Origin of the sequence: Rahnella rivi, from assembly GCF_019049655.1 — a bacterium.
GTDB lineage: Bacteria > Pseudomonadota > Gammaproteobacteria > Enterobacterales > Enterobacteriaceae > Rahnella > Rahnella rivi.
This window is the reverse complement of the sequence record NZ_JAFMOX010000051.1, coordinates 35,026-61,230: the sequence shown is the minus strand read 5'-3', so window position 1 is coordinate 61,230 and position 26,205 is coordinate 35,026. Positions and strand designations below refer to the sequence as shown.

Here is a 26,205-nt window from a genome sequence, read left to right as displayed (position 1 = left end):
ATAGCGTTTTTTTCTAACGTTTAATAAACCGGCAGTCGATCACTTTTCGCAAAAATATAAGAAAATCGTATTGAAGATATTGACAGGTTTGTCGCGCCAGCAATGACGGACTCCTCAGACGCAGACCAGAAATTTCTCCCCAAGTTATCCACAAATCTGACGATTTTGTTCACTTGCCAAAGGACGGTTCAGTCACTATCTTGTCATCAGAAAATAACAAACCCACAATATATTGTGTTTATATCCTGACCAGCACACTAGAATCGAGTCGTGCTGCCGCGCCGTTTCTGGCGGCCAGGTCGGACCCTTTATAAACCTTTGAGGTATCGTCCCGAATGAACCAAAGTCTGCTTGTAACTAAACGTGATGGCCGCACTGAACGCATCAATCTTGATAAAATCCACCGTGTCATTGACTGGGCTGCGGAAGGTCTTCAAAACGTATCAGTTTCTCAAGTAGAACTTCGTTCACACATCCAGTTCTATGATGGGATCAAAACCGCTGATATTCATGAAACCATTATCAAAGCGGCTGCGGATCTGATCTCCAAAGATGCCCCGGATTATCAATATCTGGCTGCGCGTCTGGCGATTTTCCATCTGCGTAAAAAAGCCTACGGCCAGTTTGAACCACCAAAACTGATCGACCAGGTGACCCGCATGGTTGAAATGGGTAAATACGACAAACATCTGCTGGAAGACTACACGGCTGAAGAGTTCGAGCAGATGGACAGTTTTATTGACCACTGGCGCGACATGAATTTCTCTTACGCGGCGGTTAAACAGCTGGAAGGGAAATATCTGGCGCAGAACCGCGTATCGGGCGATATCTACGAGAGCGCGCAGTTCCTCTACATTCTGGTCGCGGCCTGCCTGTTCTCCGGCTACCCGCGCGAAACCCGTCTGGATTACATCAAACGTTTCTACGACGCGATTTCAACCTTCAAAATTTCTCTGCCTACGCCGATTATGTCTGGCGTGCGCACCCCAACCCGTCAGTTCAGCTCATGCGTTCTGATCGAATGTGGCGACAGCCTGGATTCCATTAACGCGACCTCCAGCGCCATCGTGAAATACGTTTCTCAGCGTGCCGGTATCGGCATCAACGCCGGTCGCATCCGTGCGCTGGGCAGCCCGATCCGTGGCGGCGAAGCGTTCCACACCGGTTGTATCCCGTTCTATAAGCATTTCCAGACCGCGGTGAAATCCTGTTCTCAGGGCGGCGTTCGTGGCGGCGCAGCGACGCTGTTCTACCCGATGTGGCATCTGGAAGTGGAAAGCCTGCTGGTGCTGAAAAACAACCGTGGTGTTGAAGGCAACCGCGTCCGTCATATGGACTACGGCGTGCAAATCAACAAACTGATGTATCAGCGTCTGGTGAAAGGCGGCGACATCACCCTGTTCAGCCCGTCTGACGTGCCTGGCCTCTATGATGCCTTCTTTGCCGATCAGGACGAGTTCGAGCGTCTGTATGAGAAATACGAGCAGGACGCCAGCATCCGTAAGCAGAAAGTGAAAGCGGTTGAGCTGTTCTCCCTGATGATGCAGGAACGTGCTTCTACCGGCCGTATCTACATCCAGCACGTTGACCACTGCAACACCCACAGCCCGTTTGATCCGGCAATCGCTCCTGTTCGCCAGTCCAACCTGTGTCTGGAAATCGCGCTGCCAACCAAACCGCTGGATGATGTAAACGACGAAAACGGCGAAATTGCGCTGTGTACGTTGTCTGCTTTCAACCTCGGCGCTATCGAAAGCCTCGACGATCTGGAAGAGCTGGCGGTGCTGGCGGTTCGTGCGCTCGACGCCCTGCTCGATTATCAGGATTACCCGATCAAAGCCGCAAAACGTGGCGCGATGGGCCGTCGTACCCTGGGTATTGGCGTGATTAACTACGCGTACTATCTGGCGAAAAACGGCGTGCGTTATTCTGACGGCAGTGCAAATAACCTGACGCACAGAACTTTCGAAGCCATTCAGTATTACCTGCTGAAAGCGTCCAACGAACTCGCGAAAGAGCAAGGTGCATGCCAGTGGTTCAACGAAACCACCTATTCTCAGGGCGTGATGCCCGTGGATACTTACAAGAAAGATCTGGACGCGATTTGCAGCGAACCTCTGCATCTGAACTGGGATAAACTGCGCGAAGACATCAAAACGCACGGCCTGCGTAACTCTACGCTGTCCGCGCTGATGCCTTCAGAAACATCGTCGCAGATCTCCAACGCCACTAACGGCATCGAGCCACCGCGCGGCCACATCAGCATCAAAGCGTCGAAAGACGGGATCCTGCGTCAGGTTGTGCCGGAGTATGAGCGTCTGAAAGATCAGTACGAACTGCTGTGGGATATGCCAAACAACGACGGTTACCTGCAACTGGTTGGCGTGATGCAGAAATTCATCGACCAGGCGATTTCGTCTAACACCAACTATGACCCGTCGCGCTTCCCGAACAGCAAAGTGCCGATGAAACAATTGTTGAAAGACTTGCTGACAGCCTACAAATTTGGCGTGAAAACTCTGTACTATCAGAACACCCGTGACGGTGCCGATGATGTGCAGGAAGACATGAAAGCCGAGGTAGCTGACGACTGCGAAAGCGGTGCCTGCAAAATCTAATCCTCTGTTTTAAATTACTATATTATTTGAAACCCCCGTCAGGGGGTTTTTGCCGAGAATGTCGAGGAAGTTATGGCCTACAGTACTTTTTCCCAGAATAAAAACGATCAGCTTCTTGAGCCAATGTTTTTTGGCCAGTCGGTTAACGTTGCCCGTTTCGACCAGCAGAAGCATGAAATCTTTGAAAAACTGATCGAAAAGCAGCTGTCCTTCTTCTGGCGTCCGGAAGAGATTGACGTGTCCCGCGACCGTATCGATTTTCAGGCACTCCCGGACCACGAAAAACACATCTTCCTCAGTAACCTGAAATACCAGACGCTGCTCGATTCCATCCAGGGCCGCAGCCCGAACGTGGCGTTGTTACCGCTGATCTCTATTCCGGAACTGGAAACCTGGGTTGAAACCTGGGCGTTTTCAGAAACGATTCACTCGCGCTCTTACACGCACATCATCCGTAACATCGTCAACGATCCGGCGATTGTGTTTGACGACATCGTGACCAACGAAGAGATCCTCAAGCGTGCGAAAGACATTTCCGGTTATTACGACACGCTGATCGAAATGACCAGTTACTACCATCTGCTGGGTGAAGGTACGCATACCGTCAACGGCAAAACGGTGGTGGTAAATCTGCGCGAGCTGAAGAAAAAACTCTACATCTGCCTGATGAGCGTCAACGCGCTGGAAGCGGTGCGTTTCTACGTCAGCTTCGCCTGTTCCTTTGCGTTCGCTGAACGTGAACTGATGGAGGGCAACGCGAAAATCATCAAGATGATCGCCCGTGACGAAGCGCTGCATCTGACCGGCACTCAGCACGCGCTGAACCTGCTGCGCTCAGGTCAGGACGATCCTGAAATGGTTGAAATTGCCAAAGAATGTGAGCAGGAATGCCACGATCTGTTTGTACTGGCGGCACAGCAGGAAAAAGACTGGGCGGAATATCTGTTCAAAGACGGTTCAATGATCGGCCTGAACAAAGACATTCTGTGTCAGTACGTGGAATACATCACGAATATCCGCATGCAGGCCGTTGGCCTGACCGCACCGTTCAAAACCCGCTCGAACCCAATCCCGTGGATCAACGCCTGGCTGGTGTCTGATAACGTGCAGGTTGCGCCGCAGGAAGTGGAAGTCAGCTCCTATCTGGTCGGTCAGATCGACTCAGAAGTGCACGCCGACGACCTGAGTGATTTCGAGCTGTAAATGACAGACAGAACCATCACACTTTCAGCCGGTGGCCCCCCGCTGGTGTGCGAAAGCCGCCATCGCAATCTGCTGGAAGTGTTTGAACACAACAACGTCGACGTCGAATACCAGTGCCGGGAAGGTTATTGCGGATCATGCCGGGTCAAACTGGTGAGCGGTGCGGTGGAATACAGTGAAAAACCCTTAGCGTTCATCTCTGACGGCGAGATTTTGCCGTGTTGCTGTATGCCGGTCGGGGATATTGAGATTGAGTTTTAGTGGGTTTTGGCCCGCTCTCCTCTGTGCAGATCTGCTTTAACAACCACTTCAAAATCAACTTCAACTTCAACGTCAAGGTCGTGGGCGTCGGCCCACACCGACCAGAGGGAGAATAAACCTTCTCCCTCTGGACTCCCGCGTTTTTTTAAAACACGTGATCCGCGCGCTGGCTATGTTTCAGGTATCACTGCGACAGGCTGGAAATCTTGCCGCTGCGCGGTGCCTTCATTTCGGGATTGCAGCCTTAGGTCTGCAACCTCTCATTCAGCAAGATTTCTTAATCGCCCGCACGATCTTAAATTCAACAGCAAACAGTTGTTCATCTTTTAAAAAAGTGGATTGGCGTGATCAAAAATGGCACCGAATGAATGGTTCGAGACCTGAGGCTCGAAGCCTGAAATGAGGGTATCGCGCAGCGATGACATTTTGCGCCACTTATATTCAGCAAGATTTCTGAATCGCCCGCACGATCTTAACTTCAACAGCAGACAGTTTTTCATCTTTTGAAAAAGTGGATTGGCGTGATCAAAAATGGCACCGAATGAACGGTTCGAGACCTGAGGCTCGAAGCCTGAAATGAGGGTATCGCGTAGCGATGACATTTTGCGCCACTTATATTCAGTAAGATTTCTGAATCGCCCGCACGATCTTAACTTCAACAGCAGACAGTTTTTCATCTTTTAAAAAGTCGATTGGCGTGATCAAAAATGGCACCGAATGAACGGTTCGAGACCTGAGGCTCGAAGCCTGAAATGAGGGTATCGCGCAGCGATGACATTTTGCGCCACTAATTGTAGCCACGAAACATGTCCGTCGTGCCTGCGACAGCGCGCAGTTAAAAGAGCCCGGGGGTCTTGGGGGCGGCGGCGACAGGCCGCCCCCAAGTCGGTGTGGGCCGACGCCCACGGTCTTGATCTTAAGGCCGGTTTGGGCGGCAGCCCAAGGTGTTGACCTTGAATGATAACTAGACTTTCTCGACTCGGTCGAGCCACGGATAATCCGCCACCGGCTCCCACCCGTTCAGGTAACGCCTGAGAAGATCCATCGCCACCATCGCCATCGTCTCCTGCCGTAATGCCAGACCGTGACGCGTTGCGGTATAGCGGATAGTCAGGCCACTGGTGCCCGACGGCGTATGCAATGCCAGACTGAGTTGGTCGCCCGACAGCGCGCCGACAGCCAATGCCAGTTGCGCACCCGTGGTTTCGGCCAGGGTTTGCGCGCGCGCCAGCAGGCATTCAAGGGATTTATCCGGCGAAGCTTCGTTGCCCTGCGGCAATAACTCCCCGTTTGCCAGCGGCACGCCCGCGCTTTGCAGACGCCAGTTCAGCAGTCCACCGGTAAAACTTTCACTGACCGCAAGCCGCAGATTTTGCGTCAGCAGACGTTCTGCCAGACGATCCGGCAAGCTGCCGAAACCTTCGAAAATCGTACTCTCCCCGGCAACTTCGCGTACCCGCTCGAAAATCTGATGCATCAACGCTTCCTGCGAACGCGGTCCGGTGACTTTCAGTTCAATGATCGGCGACGACGAACGGTACCCCATCACCACGCCTTCCGGCATATCTATTTTATCCAGCTCGGTCGCCAGATCGCTTTCACCGCGGCCAAATGTCGTCAGGCGCAAACACAGCGGCGCTTCCAGCGCGGGGAATTGCTGATGTAAACGCGGAACGATTTGCTGTTCCACCATGACTTTGAATTCAGAAGGCACGCCCGGCGTGAAGAAAATCTGGCAACGGTTGAGCTTAACGCGAAAACCGCAGGCGGTGCCGACCGGATTATCCAGCAGCTCGGCATTGGCAGGGATTTGCGCCTGTTTGCGGTTAGATTCCGCCATCGGGCGGCCACGTTCGTTGAAGAAAGCCTGCATGGTGGCGATCCACCCGGCATCTTCCACCAGCTCCACGCCACAGGCTTTAGCGGCGGCCAGCGCGCTCAGATCGTCCGTGGTCGGGCCTAACCCGCCGTTTACGATTAACACATCGGCGATATGGCTGCGCTCTTTCATCACGCTGACCAGTTCGTCCAGGCTGTCGCCTACCGTCTCACGGCTGGTCATTGGCAGACCCTGATCAAACAGATAGCTGGCGAGCCACGCGGCGTTTGAATCCACGATCTGACCGTGAAGCACTTCCTCGCCGGTACTGAGCATTTCAACCCTAAGCATCACTTTCTCCTCTCGTTTTGTCCTTCCACTGTAGAAAGGCTGACGCAGAAACACAATCGCTCAGGCACAAAGTGATCGCGCAGACGAAAAAAAAGCCTGCTAAGCAGGCTTTCTGATTCAGAACGGGATTTAGAAATTGACTGCGCCACCCACGTACGCGCCGTCGGCAACGATGTTATCGCGGTTGCCATCTTTACCATCCAGCGCCATGTAGCGGTAACCCACGCTCACGGTCACTAATGGAATCGCCGTCAGACGCACGCCCGCATTGGCTTCTTTGTAGTTACCGATGCCGCTGGACAGGGAGTCCGGAGAATAATAGTAGTCACCGTAAAGGGTGAACAGTTTCGCGATTGGCAACTGTAAACCGCCGCCCACAGCCGCGGCGTACCCTTCGTCGCCGTCTTTCGGATTGGTGTACAGACCTTTACCGCCAACGGTTGCCATGAACGGGCCCAGCGGAATGTTGTAACCCAGGCCAAGACCTGCCACATCACCATCATCATCGTTGTGGGTGTAATCGCCGCTCAGCGCCAGACCAGGCGACGTGGTGCCGAAACCGACGCCCAGATGGGTATAGTGCTCACCCACTTCGCCGTTCACGCTGATCGCACTGGCAGACGTTGCCGTCAGCAGCATGCCAAGGGCTGCGCCCGCTACAATAATTTTTTTCATCATCATTCCTGACATTCATATAACAGTGGGGAAATATTTAGTGCGCAGTCTAAATTAATTTGCCGAAAGGTGACATCTTTCAGAACGTTAAAAATCCCTTAGCGTGCAAATAAAATGTAAAGAAACGCATATATATTCGTTATTTATATTGCCCTAATCAGAATAATAAGCCTCACCTATTTGCCCATGATCAACGAATGGGTACACACTAGCCGTTAAGGTAAATTGTCCCAGGGACAGGGACCCACCTGCCTGGATGCACAGGATTTGCCGTTAAATGTGATCATTGATCATGCACGTCACACCCGATCTACGCGATACAAGGAAATTATGGTTATGGAAAAGAAAGGACTGACCACCGCTGCCGGAGCGCCCGTTGTCGATAATAACAATGTCATTACCGCAGGCCGTCGCGGCCCGTTACTGCTGCAGGATGTCTGGTTTTTGGAAAAGCTGGCGCATTTTGACCGCGAAGTGATCCCCGAGCGTCGCATGCACGCAAAAGGATCCGGCGCTTATGGCGTCTTCACCGTTACGCACGATATTACGAAGTACACCCGCGCAAATCTGTTTTCAGAAATCGGCAAGCAAACCGAGATGTTTATCCGCTTCTCCACCGTTGCCGGTGAACGCGGTGCGGCAGATGCAGAACGTGATATCCGCGGCTTCTCGATGAAGTTCTACACCGAGCAAGGTAACTGGGATTTAGTCGGCAACAATACACCGATTTTTTACCTGCGCGACCCGCTGAAATTCCCCGATCTCAATCACGTGGTAAAACGCGATCCGCGCACTAATCTGCGCAATCCTGCTTACAAGTGGGACTTTTTCTCTCATCTCCCTGAATCGCTGCATCAGCTGACTATCGACGTCAGTGACCGTGGTCTGCCAACGTCATACCGTCATATCCACGGTTTCGGTAGCCATGCCTTCAGCTTTATCAATGCTGAAAATAAGCGCTTCTGGGTGAAATTCCACTTCCGCAGCCAGCAGGGCATTCAAAACCTGATGGATGACGAGGCTGAAAAACTGGTCGGAACCGATCGCGAAAGCGCACAGCGTGATCTGTACGAAGCAATTGAACGCGGTGATTTCCCGCGCTGGAAGCTCTTCGTGCAAATCATGCCGGAAGCGGAAGCCTCACAACTGCCTTACAACCCGTTTGACCTGACCAAAGTCTGGTTGCACGGTGATTATCCGCTGATTGAAGTGGGTGAGTTCGAGCTGAACCGTAATCCTGAAAACTACTTTGCAGAAGTCGAACAAGTTGCCATGAGCCCGGCTAACGTCGTTCCCGGCATCGGTTTTTCACCTGACCGCATGTTGCAGGGCCGTCTGTTCTCGTATGGCGACGCACACCGCTACCGCCTGGGCGTGAACCATCATCAGATCCCGGTGAACGCCCCGAAATGCCCGTTCCATAATTATCACCGTGACGGTGCCATGCGCGTGGACGGCAACAGCGGCAACGGCGTGACCTATGAGCCAAACAGCGCCGGTCTGTTCCAGGAGCAACCTGATTTCAGCGAACCGCCACTGAGCATTGAAGGTGCAGCCGATCACTGGAATCATCGTGAAGATGATGATTACTACACTCAGCCGCGTTTGCTGTTCAATCTGCTGTCTGAAGCAGAGCACCAGCGTATGTTTGCGCGTATCGCGGGCGAACTGAAACATGCCTCGCAGGAAACGCAGGCACGCCAGGTTGCACTGTTCTATAAAGTCGATCCGGCTTATGGAGCAGGGGTTGAGAAGGCACTGAAAGACTGATTTTTTGCCATCATCAATGACAAGGGCCGCAATGAGCGGCCCTTTTTGCTTATGCGCTCAGCGTTTCCAGCCATTGCCTGACGCTGGCACGGGAGATTTTTATCCCGCCCTGCGCGAGGGCTGCGGGGAGTGCGTGATACGCCACCGGCAGCTGAAAACGGGGCACCTGACGGCTCAGCCACAGATTGAGTTCGTCATACGGCAAACTGTCCTGTGCATCGAGGATCGCCACCGGACGATGACCAAATTGTGCATCTTCAACCGGCACCACAAACGCCTGGGACACCTGCGGGTGACTGACCAGCACTTTCTCGATATCTTCCGGCTGGATCCCTTCCCCGCCGCTGAAAAACAAATTATCCAGCCGTCCGGCGATGTACAGCTCATCTCCGTTCCACATGCCGCGGTCGCGGGTATGAAACCAGCCGTCACTGCCGGTCAGCGGGGTTAACTGACCGTTTCTCCAGTAACCGCTGGCGAGACTGTCAGCGCGGATCAGCACTTCCTCACCGGCAATGCTGACCTCTTTTCCGGCCAGCACCTGTCCGACGCCCGCTGAGCCTTCTGCGCGTTTGGCCGTCACGGTGGATGCGGTTTCCGTCATGCCATATCCGCACCAGCAACGAATGCCCAGACGTTCAGCCTGTTCGGTTAATTCCGGCGGAATTTGTGCGCCGCCGAGCAGAACATGTTGCAGTTTTGCGGGCACTGAAGGCTGTCTGAGTAAACGCCAGAGCTGAGTCGGCACCAGCGAGGCGTGGCTGCATTCTGCCAGCGCAGCTTCCAGCGGTTGCCCTTCGGCCAGCACCAGCGTGGCCCCCGCCGTCAGCCAGCGCCAGATAATGCCTTGCCCGGAAACGTGAAACAGCGGCAGTGAAAGCAGCCAGCTGTCATTGCGGGTGAAAGGGATCAGGTTCAGTACGCCCGCCGCACTGGCAAGATGCGCGGCTGCGGTGTGTGCGGCGGCCTTCGGCAAGCCGCTGGAACCGGATGTCAGCGTCAGTGTGGCGAGACGTTGTGGCTGCCACTGTGCAGCCTGGACGCAATACGCGTTTTGCAGGGTGAGCGAAGCCATAGGCAGTGGCAACGGCGATTCCGCCAGATCCAGCACAAATCCGATATCGAGCTGCGGCAGTAATGCTTCGCATAACGCCTGTGGCAATTGCGGATTAAGCGGCAGCAGACGCGCGCCGGTTTGCAGCAACGCCAGATAACTGAGTACCGCATCCAGCGTATTTTTACTGCGCAGCACCACGCCGGTGCCCTCGCCGACGCCCTGCTGAATAAATCCGGCAGCCAGAGTATCCACGCGGTGCTGCAAATCACGCCAGCACCAGGTGATATCACCGGCTTTAAGCGCCACGGCAAAAGGCGACAGGTTTGCCCTTTCACGCCACGGCCAGTCTTTGATCATTTGCTCTGCCACACACACTCCAGATCAGACACATCGGTCAGCGGTAACTCAGAGCCCGGCCAGCGGCGAACCAGTTGTGCCTGCATGAGATCCAGCGTATCCAGCCCCGGAATGGCGTCCGGCGTCAGCCACTGGGCGATACGCGCCAGTTGCGTCAGACCAAGACTTGATTCGATAGAGGAACTGATCACCGCCTCAAGCCCGACGGCATGCGCCTGAGCGATCAGCTGACGGCAGCGCATCAGGCTGCCGGTGAGCGTGGGTTTGATGATGATCGCGGCCAGCCCCGGCTCTGCCTGCACGGTAAAACCGGCTTCGCGCACGCTTTCATCCCAGGCAATGGCAATGCTGGTCGCCTGAGCAAATGCGCGGGATTGCTCCCTGGTCTGGCAAGGTTCTTCAATAAAAGTAATGCGTGACCGCAGTTCAGGTGCGACGTGACGGGCGAACCCTTCGGATTTGGCCTGCGTCCAGCTGCGGTTAGCATCGAGACGCAAATGCAGATCCGGCAGGGCTTCTAGCAGCATACTGACGTTCAGTCCGTCGCCGACCGACTCGTATAAACCGACTTTTACCTTCGCTACTTTCCGGCCATGAGCGTCACCGGGCAGCGCGCCGAGACGCGCATACAATTCATTCGGATCGCCGTGGCACAGTGGCGAACAGCGCGTACTCAGCACGGGCGGTAATTCGCCGCGAAGTTCGGCATCGGCGCAGCTCAGGCCGAAGGCAACAGAAGGCAAGGCGCTGAACGCCGAGGCAACCGCTGCCAGTGATGCACCCTGCATCCACTGACTCAGACCGTGCTGCACCGCCTCCTGCGCCTGCGACAAATCTTCCGCACTGAATCCCGGCAGCGGTGCGATTTCACCCCAGCCGGTTTTTTCGTCCTGCCACAATGACACCAGCAGCCCGTCGCGGGTTTTCAGTCGCTGATTGCGTAACACCACGCCCGCGTCCATAGGCAGGCTGTACCGGTACACCGTGGCGCGGCGCATTATGGATTCCGCTTAAATTTGCTGAAGTCCGGCTGGCGTTTTTCTACAAACGCGTTGCGACCTTCCTGACCTTCATCGGTCATGTAGAACAGCATGGTGGCGTTCCCCGCCAGTTCCTGCAAACCGGCCTGACCGTCGCAGTCGGCGTTAAGTGCGGCTTTCAGACAACGCAGCGCCATCGGGCTGTTTTCCAGCATTTCACGACACCAGCGCACGGTTTCTTTTTCCAGATCCGCCAGCGGCACAACGGTGTTGACCAGCCCCATATCCAGCGCCGCTGCCGCATCGTACTGACGGCACAGGAACCAGATTTCACGGGCTTTTTTCTGGCCGACAATACGCGCCATGTAGGACGCGCCCCAGCCGCCGTCAAACGAACCGACTTTCGGACCGGTCTGGCCGAAAATGGCGTTATCCGCCGCAATGGTCAGGTCGCACATCATATGCAGTACGTGACCACCGCCGATGGAATAGCCGGCCACCATCGCCACCACAGGTTTCGGACAGGTACGGATCTGGCGCTGGAAATCCAGCACGTTCAGATGATGTACGCCGCTGGCATCCTGATAGCCGCCGTAGTCACCACGCACTTTCTGATCGCCGCCTGCGCAGAACGCTTTATCCCCTTCGCCGGTCAGCACGATCACGCCAATGCCTTCGTCATAACGGGCATCGTCCAGCGCGCGGATCATTTCTTTCACAGTCAGCGGGCGGAAAGCATTACGCACCTGAGGACGGTTTATGGTGATTTTGGCGATACCGTCGGTGGATTTGTGATAGCGGATATCTTCAAAATCACCGGTGCAATCACGCCATTCAACCGGCGCGTACAATTCTTTTTCATCAGGATAAATCATGCTCAACGTCCTTTAAGACAGGTGAAGTAATGAATGCCAGCGCCTGACGGGCAAATTCCGCCGGATTGTCACGATGGGCGTTATGCCCGGCATTGGCAACTGTGCGCAGTTCGAAACCCGACTGCTGCGCGAGAGTAATAAATTTGGTGTCCGCGCTGCCGCACAACCACGCCAGCGGCAGGGAAAACTGATGCAGCTTCAAACGCAAATCGGGCTGCACCGCCAATGAGGTAGCGGCCAGCATGGCAGCGACGGCGTGAGGAGAGTTAGCATCGCGCAGCAGGATCAGTTTCTGACGCTGCGCATCGGTCAGGCTGTCAAACACCGGCTGGCGATACCAGTTGGTGAGCGCCTGTTTCCAGGGCAACTGCACAAAACGCGCTGCCCATTGCTGATCGTGGTGACGGCGCTGTGCGCGCGCGGCCTGGCAGGTTAGCCCCGGGTGAGCGCCCTCGACCAGCACGCCTTGCAGCCCGCGGGCGTCGCCCTGACAGGCGTGATACAGGCTGATGCGCCCGCCGAGGGAATAGCCAATCAGCCAGTAGCGGGTAATGCCCTGCCCGTGCAAGGTATCGGTCAACAGCTGGCTGACATCTGCAAAACCGGCGGCCGTTAACGACGCGGAACGCCCGTGCCCCGGCAAATCCACCAGCAGACAAGGCCAGCCGGAAAGCTCAGCAAACAAGGGTTGCCAGTCATCGCCACTGCCCAGCAGGCCGTGCAGGAAAACCAGCCATGGCCGCCCTTTCACGTCGGCATTGAGGCGCGTACAGGCCAGCGTCATGACTGACTGACCTCGCTGACCAGCGCGCGCAGAGCGTGCGCGCCATCGGTGTCATTAACCTTCAGCTCCACCAGTTTTACACCGCCATGTTGCCAGCATTGCGTGACCGCGTCGTACAGTTCAGGCATGGAGGTCGGGCTGGCGTAATCGAGTCCAAACATCGCGGCAGCGTGGCGGAAATCGACGTTTTGCGGCATGCAGTAAAAACGCTGGCGCTCCGCCTCTGGCGTGGGCAGCAGCGAGAAAATCTGCCCGCCGTTGTTGTTCACCACGATGATGACCGTCGGCGCAGAGCACTGACGCATCAGCGCAAGCGCATTCAAATCGTAAAGTGCGGAGATGTCGCCGAGCAGCACCAGCGTCGGTTTGCAGGTGGCCCGCTGCACCCCAGCGGCAGTAGAGAGCAGGCCATCGATGCCGCTGGCACCGCGATTCGCGAAAACAGGGTATCCGCAAGGGAGTTGTGCAAAAGCATCGACCAGCCGGACGATCAGGCTGTTACCGAGAAACAGCTGTCCGTGCTCCGGCAACAAGGACGGTAATTGCCAGGCGGCGACCGCTTCGCCGAAGGTGCCTGCGAGCCGCAGCTCGACGGCATGACGCGCGCGCGCGGCACATTCGTCAAGCTCAGGCGCCCAGTCAGGCTGATGTTGCGCCGGATGCAGGGCGAGCCACGTCTCAATGCTGGCCTGAATACGCCGGCCACGGTGTTGCGCGGGATCTTGCCGGCCAGGCAAAGGATCGACCAGCCAGTACTCTTCCGGCTGACACGCCGCCTGCCATTGCAACAAGCGTTTGCCGGTCAGCCCGCCACCAAACTGCACCACCAGTTGCGCGCGTCCCAGCAGTTTCTCCGCCTGCGCAGATGCCAGCCACAAATCGGCGCATGGCAAAGGGTTGCCGGTCGCGGCCTGTACATCGCTGAGCAACGGCCAGCCAAGCTGGTCGGCCCATTGCGCCAGCAGTTCACTTTCACAGGCAGAAAGGCGACCGGCGATGATCACGCCGCGTTTTTGCCGCCACGAGAACCAGTCAGGCTGCGCCGGAGCATACTCAACCGGCGCAAAACTCAGCCACGGCTGATGGCCCTGCCACCAGTCGCCGAGCTGTTGCATCCAGTCCTGATGTTCGCCGTTGTCCTCACCGTACAGCGGTTCGGCAAACGGGCAGTTAATGTGAACCGCGCCATGAGTTTGCTGCGCCAGAGCGTTATCCAGCGCCGAAACCAGCCAGCGCGCGCTGATTTCCGGCGTCGGGCGCGGTAAATCCAGCGTCTGCACCGGGTGGCTGGCAAACATGCCGGTCTGGCGTATGGCCTGATTGGCTCCACAGTCGATAAGCTCCGGCGGGCGATCGGCCGTCAGCAAAATAAGTTTTTCGCCGGTCAGCCCGGCCTCGATCAGCGCCGGATAGAGATTCGCCACCGCCGTACCCGAGGTAACGATCACCGCGACCGGTTTTCCGCTGGCCTTTGCCAGCCCGAGTGCCAGATGGCCGAGGCCGCGTTCGTCAAAATGGGTGTGGCAGATCAGGTGCGGATGCGCGGCCGCCGCTAGTGTCAGCGGCGTGGAACGGGAGCCCGGCGCGATGCAGACATGCTGCACCTGATGTCGGGTCACTGACTCAAGAATCAGCGTCGCCCATCGGCGGTTAAAAACGGCAACAGACATGATCAGCTTACTCCGGCAAAGGATTATCCGGCCTGAACGGCAGGCGTGTAGTGTTCTTCCAGCAAAGTCCGCAATCCTGCGGCTTTGTTTTCGATCTCCTGCCACTCCTGTGCAGCATCTGAACCGGCGACAATACCTGCGCCAGCGTAGAGTTCCAGATGATGTCCTTTGACGGCTGCCGAGCGCAGCGCCACGGTAAATTCACTTTGTTCGGTGCTCAGATAACCGGCCGAACCGGCGTACCACTCCCGGTCAAAAGGTTCATGCCCGGCGATAAACTCCCGCGCGGCCTGGCGCGGTAAACCGGCGACGGCCGCGGTCGGTTGCAGACGTTGCAGACACCCCGCGTCATCAGCGCCGGTCAGTTCACCGTGAATGCTGCGACGTAAATGCTGCACTTTGCGCAGCCGCAGGATCTCCGCGGGCATCACATCCAGAGAGTGCGCCCCGCCCTGCAAACGCTGGCAGATATCATCAACCACCAGCAGGTTTTCGCGCTGATTTTTGCCATCGTTGAGCAGCCATTCGCCAAGTTCGCGGGCTTTCTGAAGATCAGGATGATTGGCGACCGTTCCGGCCAGCGCCTCGGTGAACAGCTCGGTGTGATCACGCAGGAACAGCCGTTCGGGGCTTGAGCCGAGAAATGCCTGCTGCGGCGTGAATGCCAGCATAAAGTGGTAACAGTGGTGATTCACCGCACGGCTGGCGGCGAGAAAGGCACAGGCATTGAGCGGCTGGCTGAGGCTTAAGGTGGTTTTGCGTGCCAGCACGACTTTGTCGAACTGCTGCTGCTCAATGCCTTCCAGCGCACGGTTAATGAGCTGGTTCCACTGTGGTTCGGCGGGCAGATGCTGATGCTGGACGACGCGGGACATAATTGGCGGTAAAGCATGGCTGGCGACCAGCGAACGCAGGAATAACCGCGTGCGACGCGCCTCTTCGCGCAGCGATACCGCGCTGAACAGCGTGCAGCGCAGCCAGTACGTCGTGCCGCTGCGGCAAAGTTCGATGCGAGGTAAAAACAGCGCATTGGCTGCGCGCCCGCCTGCATCCGCGCCGTTGAAGGCATTCAGCCCCCAGATGTGCAGATCGGGAATATCACGGTGCTGGCGGATAAAGGCCTGCGCCTGTTGCATATCGCCAAAGGCATACGCATCGCCGCACACGGCCGCTTCGTCATGACCGTCGCGCTGTTGCCAGTAGAATTTCGGGTAGCAGGGTTGCGCCGACAGCCATTCGAGCAGGCCGGTGTCAGGCTGTTTTTGCAGGGAATAACTGAACTGCCGGATACCCGCAGCGTCAGGCCATTCGCCTGCAAGCGTTGCATCAAGCTGGTCAATGATTGCTGATATCTGTTTCACCGCTACCTCGGGCCATACCGGATGTTTTGTGACGGGCAGAAATACCCTTCTGGATCAAAAAACGGGTTGGATCAATTACGGATGAATTATGAGGCGTTACGAAAAATGAAAATATGCGACAGATCAAGCTGTAGTGAGAGCTATAAGCTACGAAGGAGTATAGGAGGAGAAAAAAGGATTATCAAAGCGGCAGAACGCGCAAAAGCGGATGAAATGAGGGCAGCCTGATGGCTGCCCTGCGGATTACCGGAGACTTAGCGGCGCAGCAACAAGCCGACAACTAAACCTACTGCAGCACCGACACCCACACCGTGCCACGGATTTTCGCGCACATAGCTGTCGGTTTGCTCGGCAACATCACGTGCTTTGCGACAGTAGGAACGGGCTTTCGGATCAAGGCGGTTTTTGATGTCCTTCAGCGCGTATTCAGCGCGGGACTTGATTTCAACGTACTTTTCGTCAGCTTTATCACCGGAAGACTTCAGCACTTCTTCCAGCGTTTCAGTCAGCATGCGTAAATCGTCATCTAACGAATTCTGCTGTGATTCAAATTGGTCAGCCATGGATATCTCCTTATGATGTGATCATTCACTTGTCATTAACCGTAGCGCAGATCGGGATGAAATGCCTGTGAGATTTCACATAAACTTCCGTAAAAACGGGGTTTTAAGAACCTTCCGACCCTTTGGTCTGAGTAAACGCAGGCGTTTTTTTCGTGGCCAGTTGCTGTTTCTCACGCTGTTTTGCCAGCCATAATCCGCTGTTTTTCATCGCGTAACCGAAAACCAGTCCAACGAGCAAAGAGACGACCACCAGACGCCAGTTCCCCTGAGCGGCAAAGGTCGCGCAGGCGCCGATAAAGGTGCCAGGCACAAACGCCAGCCACTGCTGACGCGCCTGAATACACATCAGGAAGGCCACAACGCCGGTCAGCATATAACCCAGAATGCTCCACTCAGGTCGCATGGCGCTGCCCGCCATGATAACCACCGCCCAGAAGACGCCACTCATACAGGTCAGCGTGCTGATAACCAGCCCGCGCAGGCCGCCTTGCGGGCAAGCGAAGTACGCCGTACAGCCGAGGAAACCCGCCCAGCCGATGAGTCCCAGACTGATGGCTACCCAGCCCCAGACACCGGAGAGGATGCCGGTGGTGATCGCGATCATCACTAAAACATTCATGGTCTAAAACCTGCGCAATGTTGAACAAGCGCGCAGTTTACTCATTGATGGCAAGAATGGAATGGGCAAGATCACATTTCCAATGTAATTTTATGCTGAACGTACATATAAATGTGACTTGCATCACAAAATGAGCCGCTTTTGCTCTTTACTCCCCCACTCCTGAACGCGTGATGGCGCATTCGGGAGGGATGTGATGGGAATATTTCGCCTGATAAAAGTCATGAAGATAATTAATCATAATTTTTACTTTTCTCTTTTTATTGATGATGGTTTTGTTAGGCATTGTTATTTCACCCGCACGACGTCCTGTTTATATAATTCATCCGGCTTCATATGAAAACACCCGTCAATTTTAATAAGCGGCATGTATAAAAGAATGCTGCTTATTACCTCTGAATTAATATACCGGAGTTGTAAAGATGACTATTATTACACGTGAGAAAACACTTTATACCTTGCAGGATCCTACCTGGCTGAAAAAAGCCGGCATCGATAAAGGTATTAACCACGACCGTCAGCATATTGACCTGATCCTCGCCGCTGGCGACACGCTGACGGTTCAGCAAACGAACCCCAAGTTCACCGCCCCTCTGACGCTCTGGTTACTAAACACTGACTCGGAGACAGAAAAATCCTTCTCCGTCACCAGCAAAGCTACCGATATCTCGTTCACGACCACTTCCGTCCCCTTCATCACCACGCCCTATACGTCTTCAGCAGAATTACCGGTGGTAAAATTCAGTTTCTCTTCAACCGCCAAACCTCTGCCTGTCTATAATTTAAATGATAACGAACGCGCCTTCTTCCAATTATGGGACGGACACGATGCAGAGTTTGCTTTAATTCATTCTCAATATATTCAGATCCTGGTTCCCAAGAGTGATAAAGCAAAAATGAAAAACACCGGGACAGCGGATAATTTGAATGGGATAATTAATAATTATACCCAAATCTTTGAATTCTATAATTCCCTTATGGGGATCAGCGTTGATGCAACCGTCGCCACGGATAAAAATATCCCTAACCGCTATTTTGCTAAAGCAGATCTGAACGGTCCCGGCGGGGCTTACTACGGTACAAACTGGACGGCGGAATCAAGTTCCAACATCGCAGGGTATTGGCTCGCCGCCATGATCGATAACTGGGGAGCATTACATGAAATCGGGCATGGGTATGAAGGCAAATTTGTCTCGGATCCCCAATTTTCTACCCACGAAGTCTGGAACAACATTTTTGCCGCCAGTTTCCAAAACCTGGTGTTAGGTGATCTGGTTTACAAGAAAGGCTGGTTATACAACTACGGTAAAGAGGCCGCCGTTCTCGCGACCATTCAAAAAAACCTCAAAGATAACAAATCTGTCGCAAGCTGGGATCTGCGTTCCAAACTGTTCTTCATGATGCAGTTGAAAGACCGTGGGGGTGACAACGCCTTCACCCATTTCTACAAAAATTACCGGGTCATCAGCAATCAAAGCGGCTTTGTGGCCTCTGACTATCTGGTGCTGGATTTATTGTCTGACAGTTACCTTCAAATTGGCGGAGTGGATGTCACCCCTTATATCTATCGTGCGGGTGCAACACTCTCGGATAAACAACGCGAAATCAATCTGTTTAATGACGGTGAACCGGCTTATCCCCTTTCAGAACTGGTCAGCAGCACTGACGCTGCTACCCTCAGAACCAGCCTGAATCTGCCTTCGGTATTGTCTCTGGTCACCGCGACAGAGCTTGCGTCCACGTCATTAAAAGGCGATCTGACCATTGTGTTGAACATTGAGGATTCAACCCAAATCAGCGGAGAAAGCGCATTTCTGCTGAGCGAAGATGCCAGCCAGCCGTTGCTGTCCATCCCGATTTCCGATGACAAGCTGACGCTGTCACAACTGCCGATAGGTGCCTACAAATTGCAGCTTCCTACTGGCAAAAGTAAGAAGTATTACGTCAATGGTCATTACGCCATCGTTAAAAATGGCAGCAATACCCAGACAGCAACTTATGAAGCTAAGCTCGGTGCATTACTGGCAAACCAGTCTTTCAACTTCCTGGGGCTTTCGGATTCTTTGTTCTGCACCCTAAAAATCGATCATACCAGGCAAACCATCAGGGTGGATGTGAACAACACTTCCCCGCATTCTTACTTCGTTAATCAGGCCTATGCCAAAATTGAAATTTACGATCTGGCAGGCAACATTGTTTTCAACCGCACCATCAATGGTGATAAGACGACCACATCGCACGATGTCATTGCGTTTGAACCGAATTATCGCATCAACATTTTCCACGCCGAAGTCACTAATCGTCTCAAGCTGAGCCCTTATATCGCGGGCGTGGTGAATACCAAATCGACCAATAACAGTTTTATTGTCACACCGGCCGGTCTGGTCAACGTCGCGGTAGAGAACGATCCCTTTGTGTCTCTGGCTGCCAGTATCGGTAAGCAGGCTGAGATCATCAGAGCGACTCCTGCCATGCTGGCGGCGAAATTCGCCTCCGCGAAAGACGACATTTACATGGCGATTGCGCTGTTCCCAAGCCCGCAAAAAGAGCAATTGCTGGAAGACTATAAAGACGTTATTCCTTCAAATGACAGCGTTGTTCCCGAACCCGTGATTCAACCAAATGGATTCACGCTCAATCTTCAGGGAAATGCGGAGGGTGCTGAGTTTACTTATGAAGCGACGGTGACGGCTAACGGCTGTGAAGCGGGGGCCAGCAAAACGCTGATTGCCACCGAGGGGAAAAACCCTTCATTGCAGGTGACCGTCTCTGATGAAAACGGCAAAGCACTGTTTAAATATGTTCATCAAAATCCGTAATCCCTTAGTCGTGCTATAAAAAAAGCCGCTCAGATGAGCGGCTTCGTTTTTCATAACAGTGTCGGTCAGAGCATAGGTTGCGCCATCTGTACCAGCGTAATCAGCGGTTGCGGATAGATACCCAGCAACAGCACCAGAATCGCGGAAATCAGCACAACCACACCACCTGCCGTCAGCGCCCAGTTGTTCGGGGTATCACGCACCAGTGTTTCCGGTGCACTCAGATACAGGCTGACAGTGACGCGCAGATAGTAGTAAAGGCCAATCGCAGACCCCACCACCACGGCTCCGGTCAGCCACCACAGATGCGCGGTCACACCGGTCGCAATCACGTAGAACTTACCGATAAAGCCCAGCGTCATCGGGATACCGGCCAGTGACAGCATCATCACCGTCATTACCGCAGACAGAATCGGCTTATGCCAGAACAGACCACGGTAGGAGAACAGTGATTCTGCATCCGGGCCTTTGTAAGGGCTGGACATCAGGCTGACCACACCGAACGCGCCGAGGCTGCTGAACAGGTAACCGGCCAGATAAACACCGACAGTTTCCATCGACAGCTGATGCGTTTGTACTGCAATCAGCGCCACCAGCAGATAACCGAGGTGGGCGATGGAGGAGTAACCGAGCAGACGTTTAATGTTGCTCTGGCTGATGGCCATCACGTTACCAACCAGAATCGAACAGAAGGCAATAATGCCCAGCACGATGCGGATCGCTTCGCTGTCAGCCACCGGCGCGTAGAGGAACAAACGCATCACGACCGCAAAGATAGCGATCTTGCTGGCGGTTGCCAGGAAGGTCGATACCGGTGCTGGCGCGCCCTGATATACATCCGGCGTCCACAGGTGAAATGGCACCAGCGACAGCTTGAAGCCCAGGCCGACAATCATCATACCCAGACCAGCCAGCAACAGCGGCTGGTGCAGCATCACGCCGTCGCCCAGATTTTTGCCCAGTGACGCGAAGGACAAATCGCCAGACTGTGCGTACAGCAGCGCCATACCAAATAGCAGGAAAGAGGACGCAGCCGCGGAGAGCAGCATGTATTTGATGGCCGCTTCGAGAGAGCGTTTCTGACGATAGGCGTAACCAATCAGGCCGAACAATGGCAGCGAAATCAGTTCGATTCCGAGGAACATTGACGCCAGATGGTTAGAGCAAGCCAGCAGAATGCCACCCATTGCCGCGATGAGGACTAAGAGATAGAACTCTTCGCGGTTGTCCGGATAGCCGGCCAGCCATGGGTAAGCAAAGGTGCTGGTTGCCAGGCTCGCCAGCAACACCAGCCCGATGTAGAACATCGAGTAGCCGTCAACGCGCAGCAGCGGCGTAACGTCCTGTGGCCCGACCTGCGCGACATAGTAGAGGGAAAGTAAGGCAACGTTCAGCCCGATGACTGTCAGTGTGGCATTGAGAAAATGGTCGCGTCGCCACGCAATGGACAGCATCACCACCACCACCGTCAATCCGACGATCATCAGCGGTAATAGTGCGATCAGATTTTGAAGTGTAAATGTCATGGCGAGTTACGGCCTTGTCGTTGAAATAGTGGAAACTGATGACCCATACCAGTGCTGAATGTTGGTCATCGCTGCACTTGAGGTATCCAGAATGGGCTGCGGGAAGAAGCCCAGCGCCACCAGCAATACCACCAGTAACAGAATGATCGACAGTTCGCGTGCGGTCATGCCCGGCAACGGCTGGTCAGACTTTCCTTTACCGTAGTAAGCGCGCTGCATCATCGCCAGAGAATACACTGAGGCAAACACCAGACCGAAGGTCGAGATGACAGTAATCACCGGCACAACCGGGAAGCTGCCAAACAGGATCATGATTTCGCCCACGAAGTTACCGGTACCCGGCATCCCTAAGGTCGCCACTGCAAAGAACAGCGACAACGCTGGCAGGTATTTAATTCGGCCCCACAATCCGCCCATCTGGCGCATATCGCGGGTATGCAGACGTTCGTAAAGCTGACCACAGATGATGAACATACCGGCTGCGGACAGACCGTGCGCAATCATCTGAATCACTGCGCCCTGGTACGCCAGCTGGCTGCCGGTGTAGATAGCGATCAGTACGAAGCCCATGTGCGAAACAGAGGTATACGCAATCAGACGCTTAATATCGGTCTGCGCGAATGCCATCCATGCGCCGTAGAAGATACCAATCACGCCCAGCCACATGGCGATCGGGGCAAACTCGTGTGATGCATTCGGGAACAATGGCAGACAGAAACGCAACATCCCGTAAGCAGCGGTTTTCAGCAAGATACCGGCTAAGTCAACGGAACCTGCGGTTGGCGCCTGACTGTGCGCATCTGGCAACCAGCCATGCAACGGCACCACAGGCATTTTCACCGCAAACGCGATAAAGAAGCCGAGCATCAGCAGATATTCAACACCGTTCGACATTGGTGTTTTCAGCAAGTCTGCGTAGTTGAATGTCCACACGCCGGTGGCGCTGTAATGCACAAACACCAGACCGAGGATGGCAATCAACATCACCAGACCGCTGGACTGCGTGTAGATGAAGAACTTGGTTGCTGCGCTGATACGCGTTTTACCGTCTGACGCTTTGTGACCCCACAGAGCAATCAGGAAGTACATCGGCACCAACATCATTTCCCAGAAGAAGAAGAACAGGAACAAGTCGATGGCGAGGAACACGCCGATCACGCCGCCGAGGATCCACAACAGGTTCAGGTGGAAGAAACCCTGATACTTCTGGATTTCACGCCACGAACAGAGGATCGCCAGTACGCCGAGCAAACCGGTCAGCACGACCATCAGCAAGGACAAACCGTCCAGCGCCAGATGGAAGCTGATACCAAAACGAGGGATCCACGGCACCGAGAACTCGGATTGCCACTGTGGAATACCCGCAGGTGATGTTAATGAATATCCTCCCTGCAACCACAATTGCACGGAAAGAGCCAGCGTCAGCCCCATCGCAATCAACGCGATCCAGCGCGGTACTTTGCTCCCAAAGCGCTCAGTCTGCCAGCACAGCAGCCCGCCGATAAAGGGGATAAATATTAGCCAAGGTAATAGCATGGCGTGTCGTTCCCTTCTTTTATGCCCGTAGGCTATTTCACTTGCCGGCCGTCAGACAGACAAACCGGCATTGATAATCACACCCGTAAGACAGGCTTAAATCACCAGCAGCAGCGCAAGAACAACCACTGCACCCAGCCCCATTGACGCGACATACCAGCGGACCATACCGTTCTCGCTCAGCGTCAGACCGCGATTCCCCAGACGGGTAAAGATCGCAGGCAGATTCATCATCGAGTTCAGCGGGTCACGTTGCAGGAGTTTCGCGATAGCCAGATACGGTTTCACGAAAATCATGTTGTACAGCCAGTCGAAGCCCCAGGCGTGGAACCACCAGGTCGTGAAGAAACGACCCGGTGCGCTTTTCGCGATGCTGTTTACCAGCGAGCGTTTACCCAGATACAGGGCCGCCGCCAGCAGAATACCGGCAATCGCAATCACGCCTGACGTGATTTCCAGGGTCAGCACGCTGCCATGCGCCAGCTCAGTGGTTTCCGGCAGAACGCCTTTCAGAGGCGGAACAATCATCGCGCCAATGAAGGTGGACAGAACCAGTAACACCAGCAGCGGCAGGTGATGGGTAATGCCTTTACCCGCATGGGCTTTAATTTTTTCTTCGCCATGGAAGACGATGAAGATCATGCGGAAGGTGTACAGCGAGGTCATAAACGCACCCACCAGACCCGCGACCATCAGATTGAGATGACCGTTAGCCAGCGCACCGGCAAGGATTTCATCTTTACTGAAGAAGCCCGCGGTAATGATTGGCAAGGCTGACAACGCCGCGCCGCCGACCAGGAAGCAGACATACACCAGCGGAATGGATTTACGCAATCCACCCATTTTGAAGATGTTCTGCTCGTGGTGGCAGGCCAAAATGACCGAACCGGAAGAAAGGAACAGGAGTGCTTTGAAGAACGCATGCGTCATCAGGTGGAAGATTGCTGCATCCCACGCCTGTACGCCCAGCGCTAGGAACATGTAACCAATCTGGCTCATGGTCGAGTAAGCAAGTACGCGTTTGATGTCGGTTTGCACCAGGGCGGCAAAACCTGCCAGCACCAGCGTTACCGCACCAATAATGCCCACCAGATGCAGAACCTCAGGCGCCATCAGGAACAGGCCGTGGGTACGTGCAATCAGGTAAACACCAGCGGTAACCATGGTTGCGGCGTGGATAAGCGCGGAAACCGGTGTCGGACCGGCCATGGCGTCTGCCAGCCAGGTCTGAAGCGGAAGCTGTGCGGATTTACCCACTGCGCCACCCAGTAACATCAGGGTTGCCCAGGTGATTGCCGTGTCACCTACCGCCAGTTTCTGCGGTGCCAGCACCATCAGTTCACGGATATTCAGCGTACCCAGCTCGCGGTACAAAATGAACAGCGCAAATGCCAGAAACACGTCGCCGACACGGGTCACAATGAACGCTTTCATCGCTGCCGCGCCGTTGGCCGGGTTGGTGTAGTAGAAACCGATCAACAGGTAGCTGCAAAGACCCACGCCTTCCCAGCCGAGGTACATCAGCAACAGGTTATCTGCCAGGACCAAAACGACCATGCTGGCGATAAACAGGTTGGTGTACGCGAAGAAGCGGGAGTAGCCCTCTTCACCGCGCATGTACCAGGACGCAAACATGTGGATGAAGAAGCCGACGCCGGTGACCACAGAAAGCATGGTCATTGACAGGCCGTCGAGGATCAGCGTTGCGGAGATATTGAAATCGCCGACCTGCATCCAGTTCCACAGTGTCTGACTAAAGACGTCAACGCCTGCCGCTTTCTGGCTAAGGAAGTTGATGCCAACGTAGACAGTGGTCAGCGCTGCCAGACCAATCGACCCCACGCCAATGGTAGCAGACGTATTTTCAGACCAGCGACCGCGTGAGAAGGCCAGTAACAGGAAGCCAATCAGCGGGAACAGAATTGTTAAATATAATAAGTTCATCCGCGCATCTCACTGACAGTATCAATATTCAGAGTGTGGCGACGGCGATAGAGTTGCAGCAGCAACGCCAGACCAATACTGGCCTCCGCCGCAGCCAGGCTGATGGCCAGGATGTACATCACCTGTCCGTCTGCCTGACCCCAATAGCTTCCAGCCACAATGAACGCCAGCGCCGCTGCGTTGATCATCACTTCCAGACTGATCAGCATAAACAGCAGGTTACGACGGACAATCAGCCCGGTCAGCCCCAACACAAAGAGAATCGCGGCCAGGATCAGGCCATGTTGTAGAGGGATCATGCTCTCTCCTCCGTTTTTCGTTTCGCCATTTCCGTCGTGACCGGTGCGTCACCAAAGACTTCACCCGCTTTATGTTCACGACCGATGTGGAACGCCACGACCAGACCGGCCAGCAGCAGCATTGACGCCAGTTCCACGGCCAGAACGTAAGGACCAAACAGCGCGATGCCGACGGCTTTCGCGTCAACCATCTCGCCTTTGATGCCGTGGTCGTGCAGACCAAGAATTGATGCGATCATCACGCCCAGCAGAACAACTGCCAGAATTGAAGGACCGATCCAGGTCGAAGGTTGCAACCATGCGCGTTCCTGCTCCTGGACGTTGCCAAGGTTCAGCATCATCACCACGAACACGAACAGCACCATGATGGCCCCGGCGTAAACAATGATCTCCAGCGCACCGGCGAAGTACGCGCCGAGCGAGAAGAACACCGCAGCAATCGCCAGCAAAGAGACGATCAGATACAGCAGTGCATGTACCGGGTTGGTATGCGTGATAACACGCAATGTCGCCAACACGGCCACCAGGGCTGCAATATAAAATGCAAATTCCATGCTTGCGGCTCCTTAGGGCAACAGACCTTTGACGTTGATCGGTTTGGCTTCGTTTTCCGCATCGCCTTTCGGCTTGCCGTCAACGGCCATACCGGACATCCGGTAGAAGTTATATTCCGGATATTTACCCGGTCCAGAGATCAACAAATCTTCTTTTTCGTACACCAGATCCTGGCGTTTGAATTCACCCATTTCGAAGTCCGGCGTCAGCTGGATAGCTGTTGTCGGGCACGCTTCTTCGCACAGGCCGCAGAAAATGCAGCGTGAGAAGTTGATGCGGAAGAACTCCGGGTACCAGCGACCGTCTTTATGCTCTGCTTTTTGCAGAGAAATACAGCCGACCGGACAGGCTACCGCACACAGGTTACAGGCAACGCAGCGCTCTTCACCGTCGGGATCGCGCGTCAGCACGATACGACCACGGTAACGCGGAGGTGGATTGACCGGCACTTCCGGGTACATCTGGGTTTCGCGCTTGGCGAAGGCATGCATGCCTATCATCCACAAGCTGCGAACCTGGGTCCCGAACCCGACCACTATGTCTTTCAATGTCATGGTTTCATC

General features: G+C 54.7%; 21 protein-coding genes. 5 read left to right on the top strand and 16 right to left on the bottom strand.

The window, feature by feature from the left end:
• The first annotated feature begins 335 nt into the window (after positions 1 to 335).
• The 3 genes from nrdA (at position 336) to yfaE (ending at position 4,082) form a co-directional block, all read left to right on the top strand.
• Positions 336 to 2,618, top strand: coding sequence for a class 1a ribonucleoside-diphosphate reductase subunit alpha (nrdA, locus tag J1779_RS06500; RefSeq protein WP_056782300.1), 2,283 nt, complete (start codon positions 336 to 338; stop codon positions 2,616 to 2,618).
• Between the two features lie 72 nt (positions 2,619 to 2,690).
• A complete protein-coding gene (gene nrdB / locus J1779_RS06495; protein ID WP_056782298.1) occupies positions 2,691 to 3,821 on the top strand; it encodes a class Ia ribonucleoside-diphosphate reductase subunit beta in 1,131 nt (376 codons plus the stop codon).
• The gene (gene yfaE, locus J1779_RS06490; RefSeq protein WP_056782296.1) at positions 3,822 to 4,082 is read left to right on the top strand and encodes a class I ribonucleotide reductase maintenance protein YfaE; all 261 of its coding nucleotides are present in this window, start codon (positions 3,822 to 3,824) and stop codon (positions 4,080 to 4,082) included.
• Positions 4,083 to 5,046: 964 nt separating this feature from the next.
• Here the strand turns inward: yfaE and J1779_RS06485 are convergent.
• Together J1779_RS06485 and J1779_RS06480 are read right to left on the bottom strand one after the other, a co-directional pair.
• Complete coding sequence (locus tag J1779_RS06485; protein ID WP_056782291.1) at positions 5,047 to 6,252, bottom strand: nicotinamide mononucleotide deamidase-related protein YfaY; 1,206 nt, start codon at positions 6,250 to 6,252, stop codon at positions 5,047 to 5,049.
• A 129-nt stretch (positions 6,253 to 6,381) separates the two neighbouring features.
• The gene (locus J1779_RS06480; RefSeq protein ID WP_056782289.1) at positions 6,382 to 6,927 is read right to left on the bottom strand and encodes a YfaZ family outer membrane protein; all 546 of its coding nucleotides are present in this window, start codon (positions 6,925 to 6,927) and stop codon (positions 6,382 to 6,384) included.
• A 336-nt stretch (positions 6,928 to 7,263) separates the two neighbouring features.
• On the opposite strand from J1779_RS06480, the gene J1779_RS06475 reads away from it, so the two are divergent.
• Complete coding sequence (locus tag J1779_RS06475; RefSeq protein ID WP_217203190.1) at positions 7,264 to 8,697, top strand: catalase; 1,434 nt, start codon at positions 7,264 to 7,266, stop codon at positions 8,695 to 8,697.
• 49 nt (positions 8,698 to 8,746) lie between these two features.
• Here J1779_RS06475 and menE read toward each other — a convergent pair whose 3' ends face one another.
• The 8 genes from menE to J1779_RS06435 all read right to left on the bottom strand — a co-directional run bounded on the left by menE (position 8,747) and on the right by J1779_RS06435 (position 16,963).
• Positions 8,747 to 10,123, bottom strand: coding sequence for an o-succinylbenzoate--CoA ligase (menE, locus tag J1779_RS06470; RefSeq protein WP_338019852.1), 1,377 nt, complete (start codon positions 10,121 to 10,123; stop codon positions 8,747 to 8,749).
• Positions 10,108 to 11,109 (bottom strand): o-succinylbenzoate synthase, encoded by a 1,002-nt coding sequence (gene menC / locus J1779_RS06465; RefSeq protein WP_217203188.1) that lies wholly within the window; start codon positions 11,107 to 11,109, stop codon positions 10,108 to 10,110. The genes menE and menC overlap by 16 nt, the downstream gene beginning before the upstream one ends.
• The gene (gene menB, locus J1779_RS06460; protein WP_056782282.1) at positions 11,109 to 11,966 is read right to left on the bottom strand and encodes a 1,4-dihydroxy-2-naphthoyl-CoA synthase; all 858 of its coding nucleotides are present in this window, start codon (positions 11,964 to 11,966) and stop codon (positions 11,109 to 11,111) included. Before menB ends, menC begins: the two co-directional genes overlap by 1 nt.
• A complete protein-coding gene (menH, locus tag J1779_RS06455) occupies positions 11,953 to 12,750 on the bottom strand; it encodes a 2-succinyl-6-hydroxy-2,4-cyclohexadiene-1-carboxylate synthase (protein ID WP_217203186.1) in 798 nt (265 codons plus the stop codon). The genes menB and menH overlap by 14 nt, the downstream gene beginning before the upstream one ends.
• Positions 12,747 to 14,420 (bottom strand): 2-succinyl-5-enolpyruvyl-6-hydroxy-3-cyclohexene-1-carboxylic-acid synthase, encoded by a 1,674-nt coding sequence (gene menD, locus J1779_RS06450; protein WP_217203185.1) that lies wholly within the window; start codon positions 14,418 to 14,420, stop codon positions 12,747 to 12,749. The genes menH and menD overlap by 4 nt, the downstream gene beginning before the upstream one ends.
• 23 nt (positions 14,421 to 14,443) lie before the next feature.
• Positions 14,444 to 15,781, bottom strand: a complete 1,338-nt coding sequence (gene menF, locus J1779_RS06445) for an isochorismate synthase MenF (protein ID WP_217203183.1) — start codon at positions 15,779 to 15,781, stop codon at positions 14,444 to 14,446.
• Between the two features lie 254 nt (positions 15,782 to 16,035).
• Positions 16,036 to 16,344 (bottom strand): DUF883 family protein, encoded by a 309-nt coding sequence (locus tag J1779_RS06440; protein WP_056782270.1) that lies wholly within the window; start codon positions 16,342 to 16,344, stop codon positions 16,036 to 16,038.
• Between the two features lie 103 nt (positions 16,345 to 16,447).
• Positions 16,448 to 16,963: a DUF1097 domain-containing protein gene (locus tag J1779_RS06435; protein ID WP_056782267.1), complete on the bottom strand. Its 516-nt coding sequence runs from the start codon at positions 16,961 to 16,963 to the stop codon at positions 16,448 to 16,450.
• Positions 16,964 to 17,385: 422 nt separating this feature from the next.
• Here J1779_RS06435 and J1779_RS06430 point away from each other — a divergent pair, with 422 nt between their 5' ends.
• Positions 17,386 to 19,782, top strand: coding sequence for a putative mucin/carbohydrate-binding domain-containing protein (locus tag J1779_RS06430; protein ID WP_217203181.1), 2,397 nt, complete (start codon positions 17,386 to 17,388; stop codon positions 19,780 to 19,782).
• A 65-nt stretch (positions 19,783 to 19,847) separates the two neighbouring features.
• On the opposite strand, the gene nuoN is transcribed toward J1779_RS06430, so the two are convergent.
• The 6 genes from nuoN to nuoI all read right to left on the bottom strand — a co-directional run bounded on the left by nuoN (position 19,848) and on the right by nuoI (position 26,196).
• Positions 19,848 to 21,308: an NADH-quinone oxidoreductase subunit NuoN gene (gene nuoN, locus J1779_RS06425; protein ID WP_056782262.1), complete on the bottom strand. Its 1,461-nt coding sequence runs from the start codon at positions 21,306 to 21,308 to the stop codon at positions 19,848 to 19,850.
• Between the two features lie 6 nt (positions 21,309 to 21,314).
• Positions 21,315 to 22,844, bottom strand: coding sequence for an NADH-quinone oxidoreductase subunit M (gene nuoM / locus J1779_RS06420; RefSeq protein WP_056782259.1), 1,530 nt, complete (start codon positions 22,842 to 22,844; stop codon positions 21,315 to 21,317).
• Between the two features lie 96 nt (positions 22,845 to 22,940).
• Positions 22,941 to 24,788: an NADH-quinone oxidoreductase subunit L gene (nuoL, locus tag J1779_RS06415; RefSeq protein WP_122097549.1), complete on the bottom strand. Its 1,848-nt coding sequence runs from the start codon at positions 24,786 to 24,788 to the stop codon at positions 22,941 to 22,943.
• A complete protein-coding gene (gene nuoK / locus J1779_RS06410) occupies positions 24,785 to 25,087 on the bottom strand; it encodes an NADH-quinone oxidoreductase subunit NuoK (protein WP_056782255.1) in 303 nt (100 codons plus the stop codon). The genes nuoL and nuoK overlap by 4 nt, the downstream gene beginning before the upstream one ends.
• On the bottom strand, positions 25,084 to 25,641 hold the full coding sequence (gene nuoJ, locus J1779_RS06405; RefSeq protein WP_056782253.1) for an NADH-quinone oxidoreductase subunit J: 558 nt from the start codon (positions 25,639 to 25,641) through the stop codon (positions 25,084 to 25,086). Before nuoJ ends, nuoK begins: the two co-directional genes overlap by 4 nt.
• A 12-nt stretch (positions 25,642 to 25,653) precedes the next feature.
• Positions 25,654 to 26,196, bottom strand: coding sequence for an NADH-quinone oxidoreductase subunit NuoI (gene nuoI, locus J1779_RS06400; RefSeq protein ID WP_056782251.1), 543 nt, complete (start codon positions 26,194 to 26,196; stop codon positions 25,654 to 25,656).
• Positions 26,197 to 26,205: the final 9 nt, after the last annotated feature.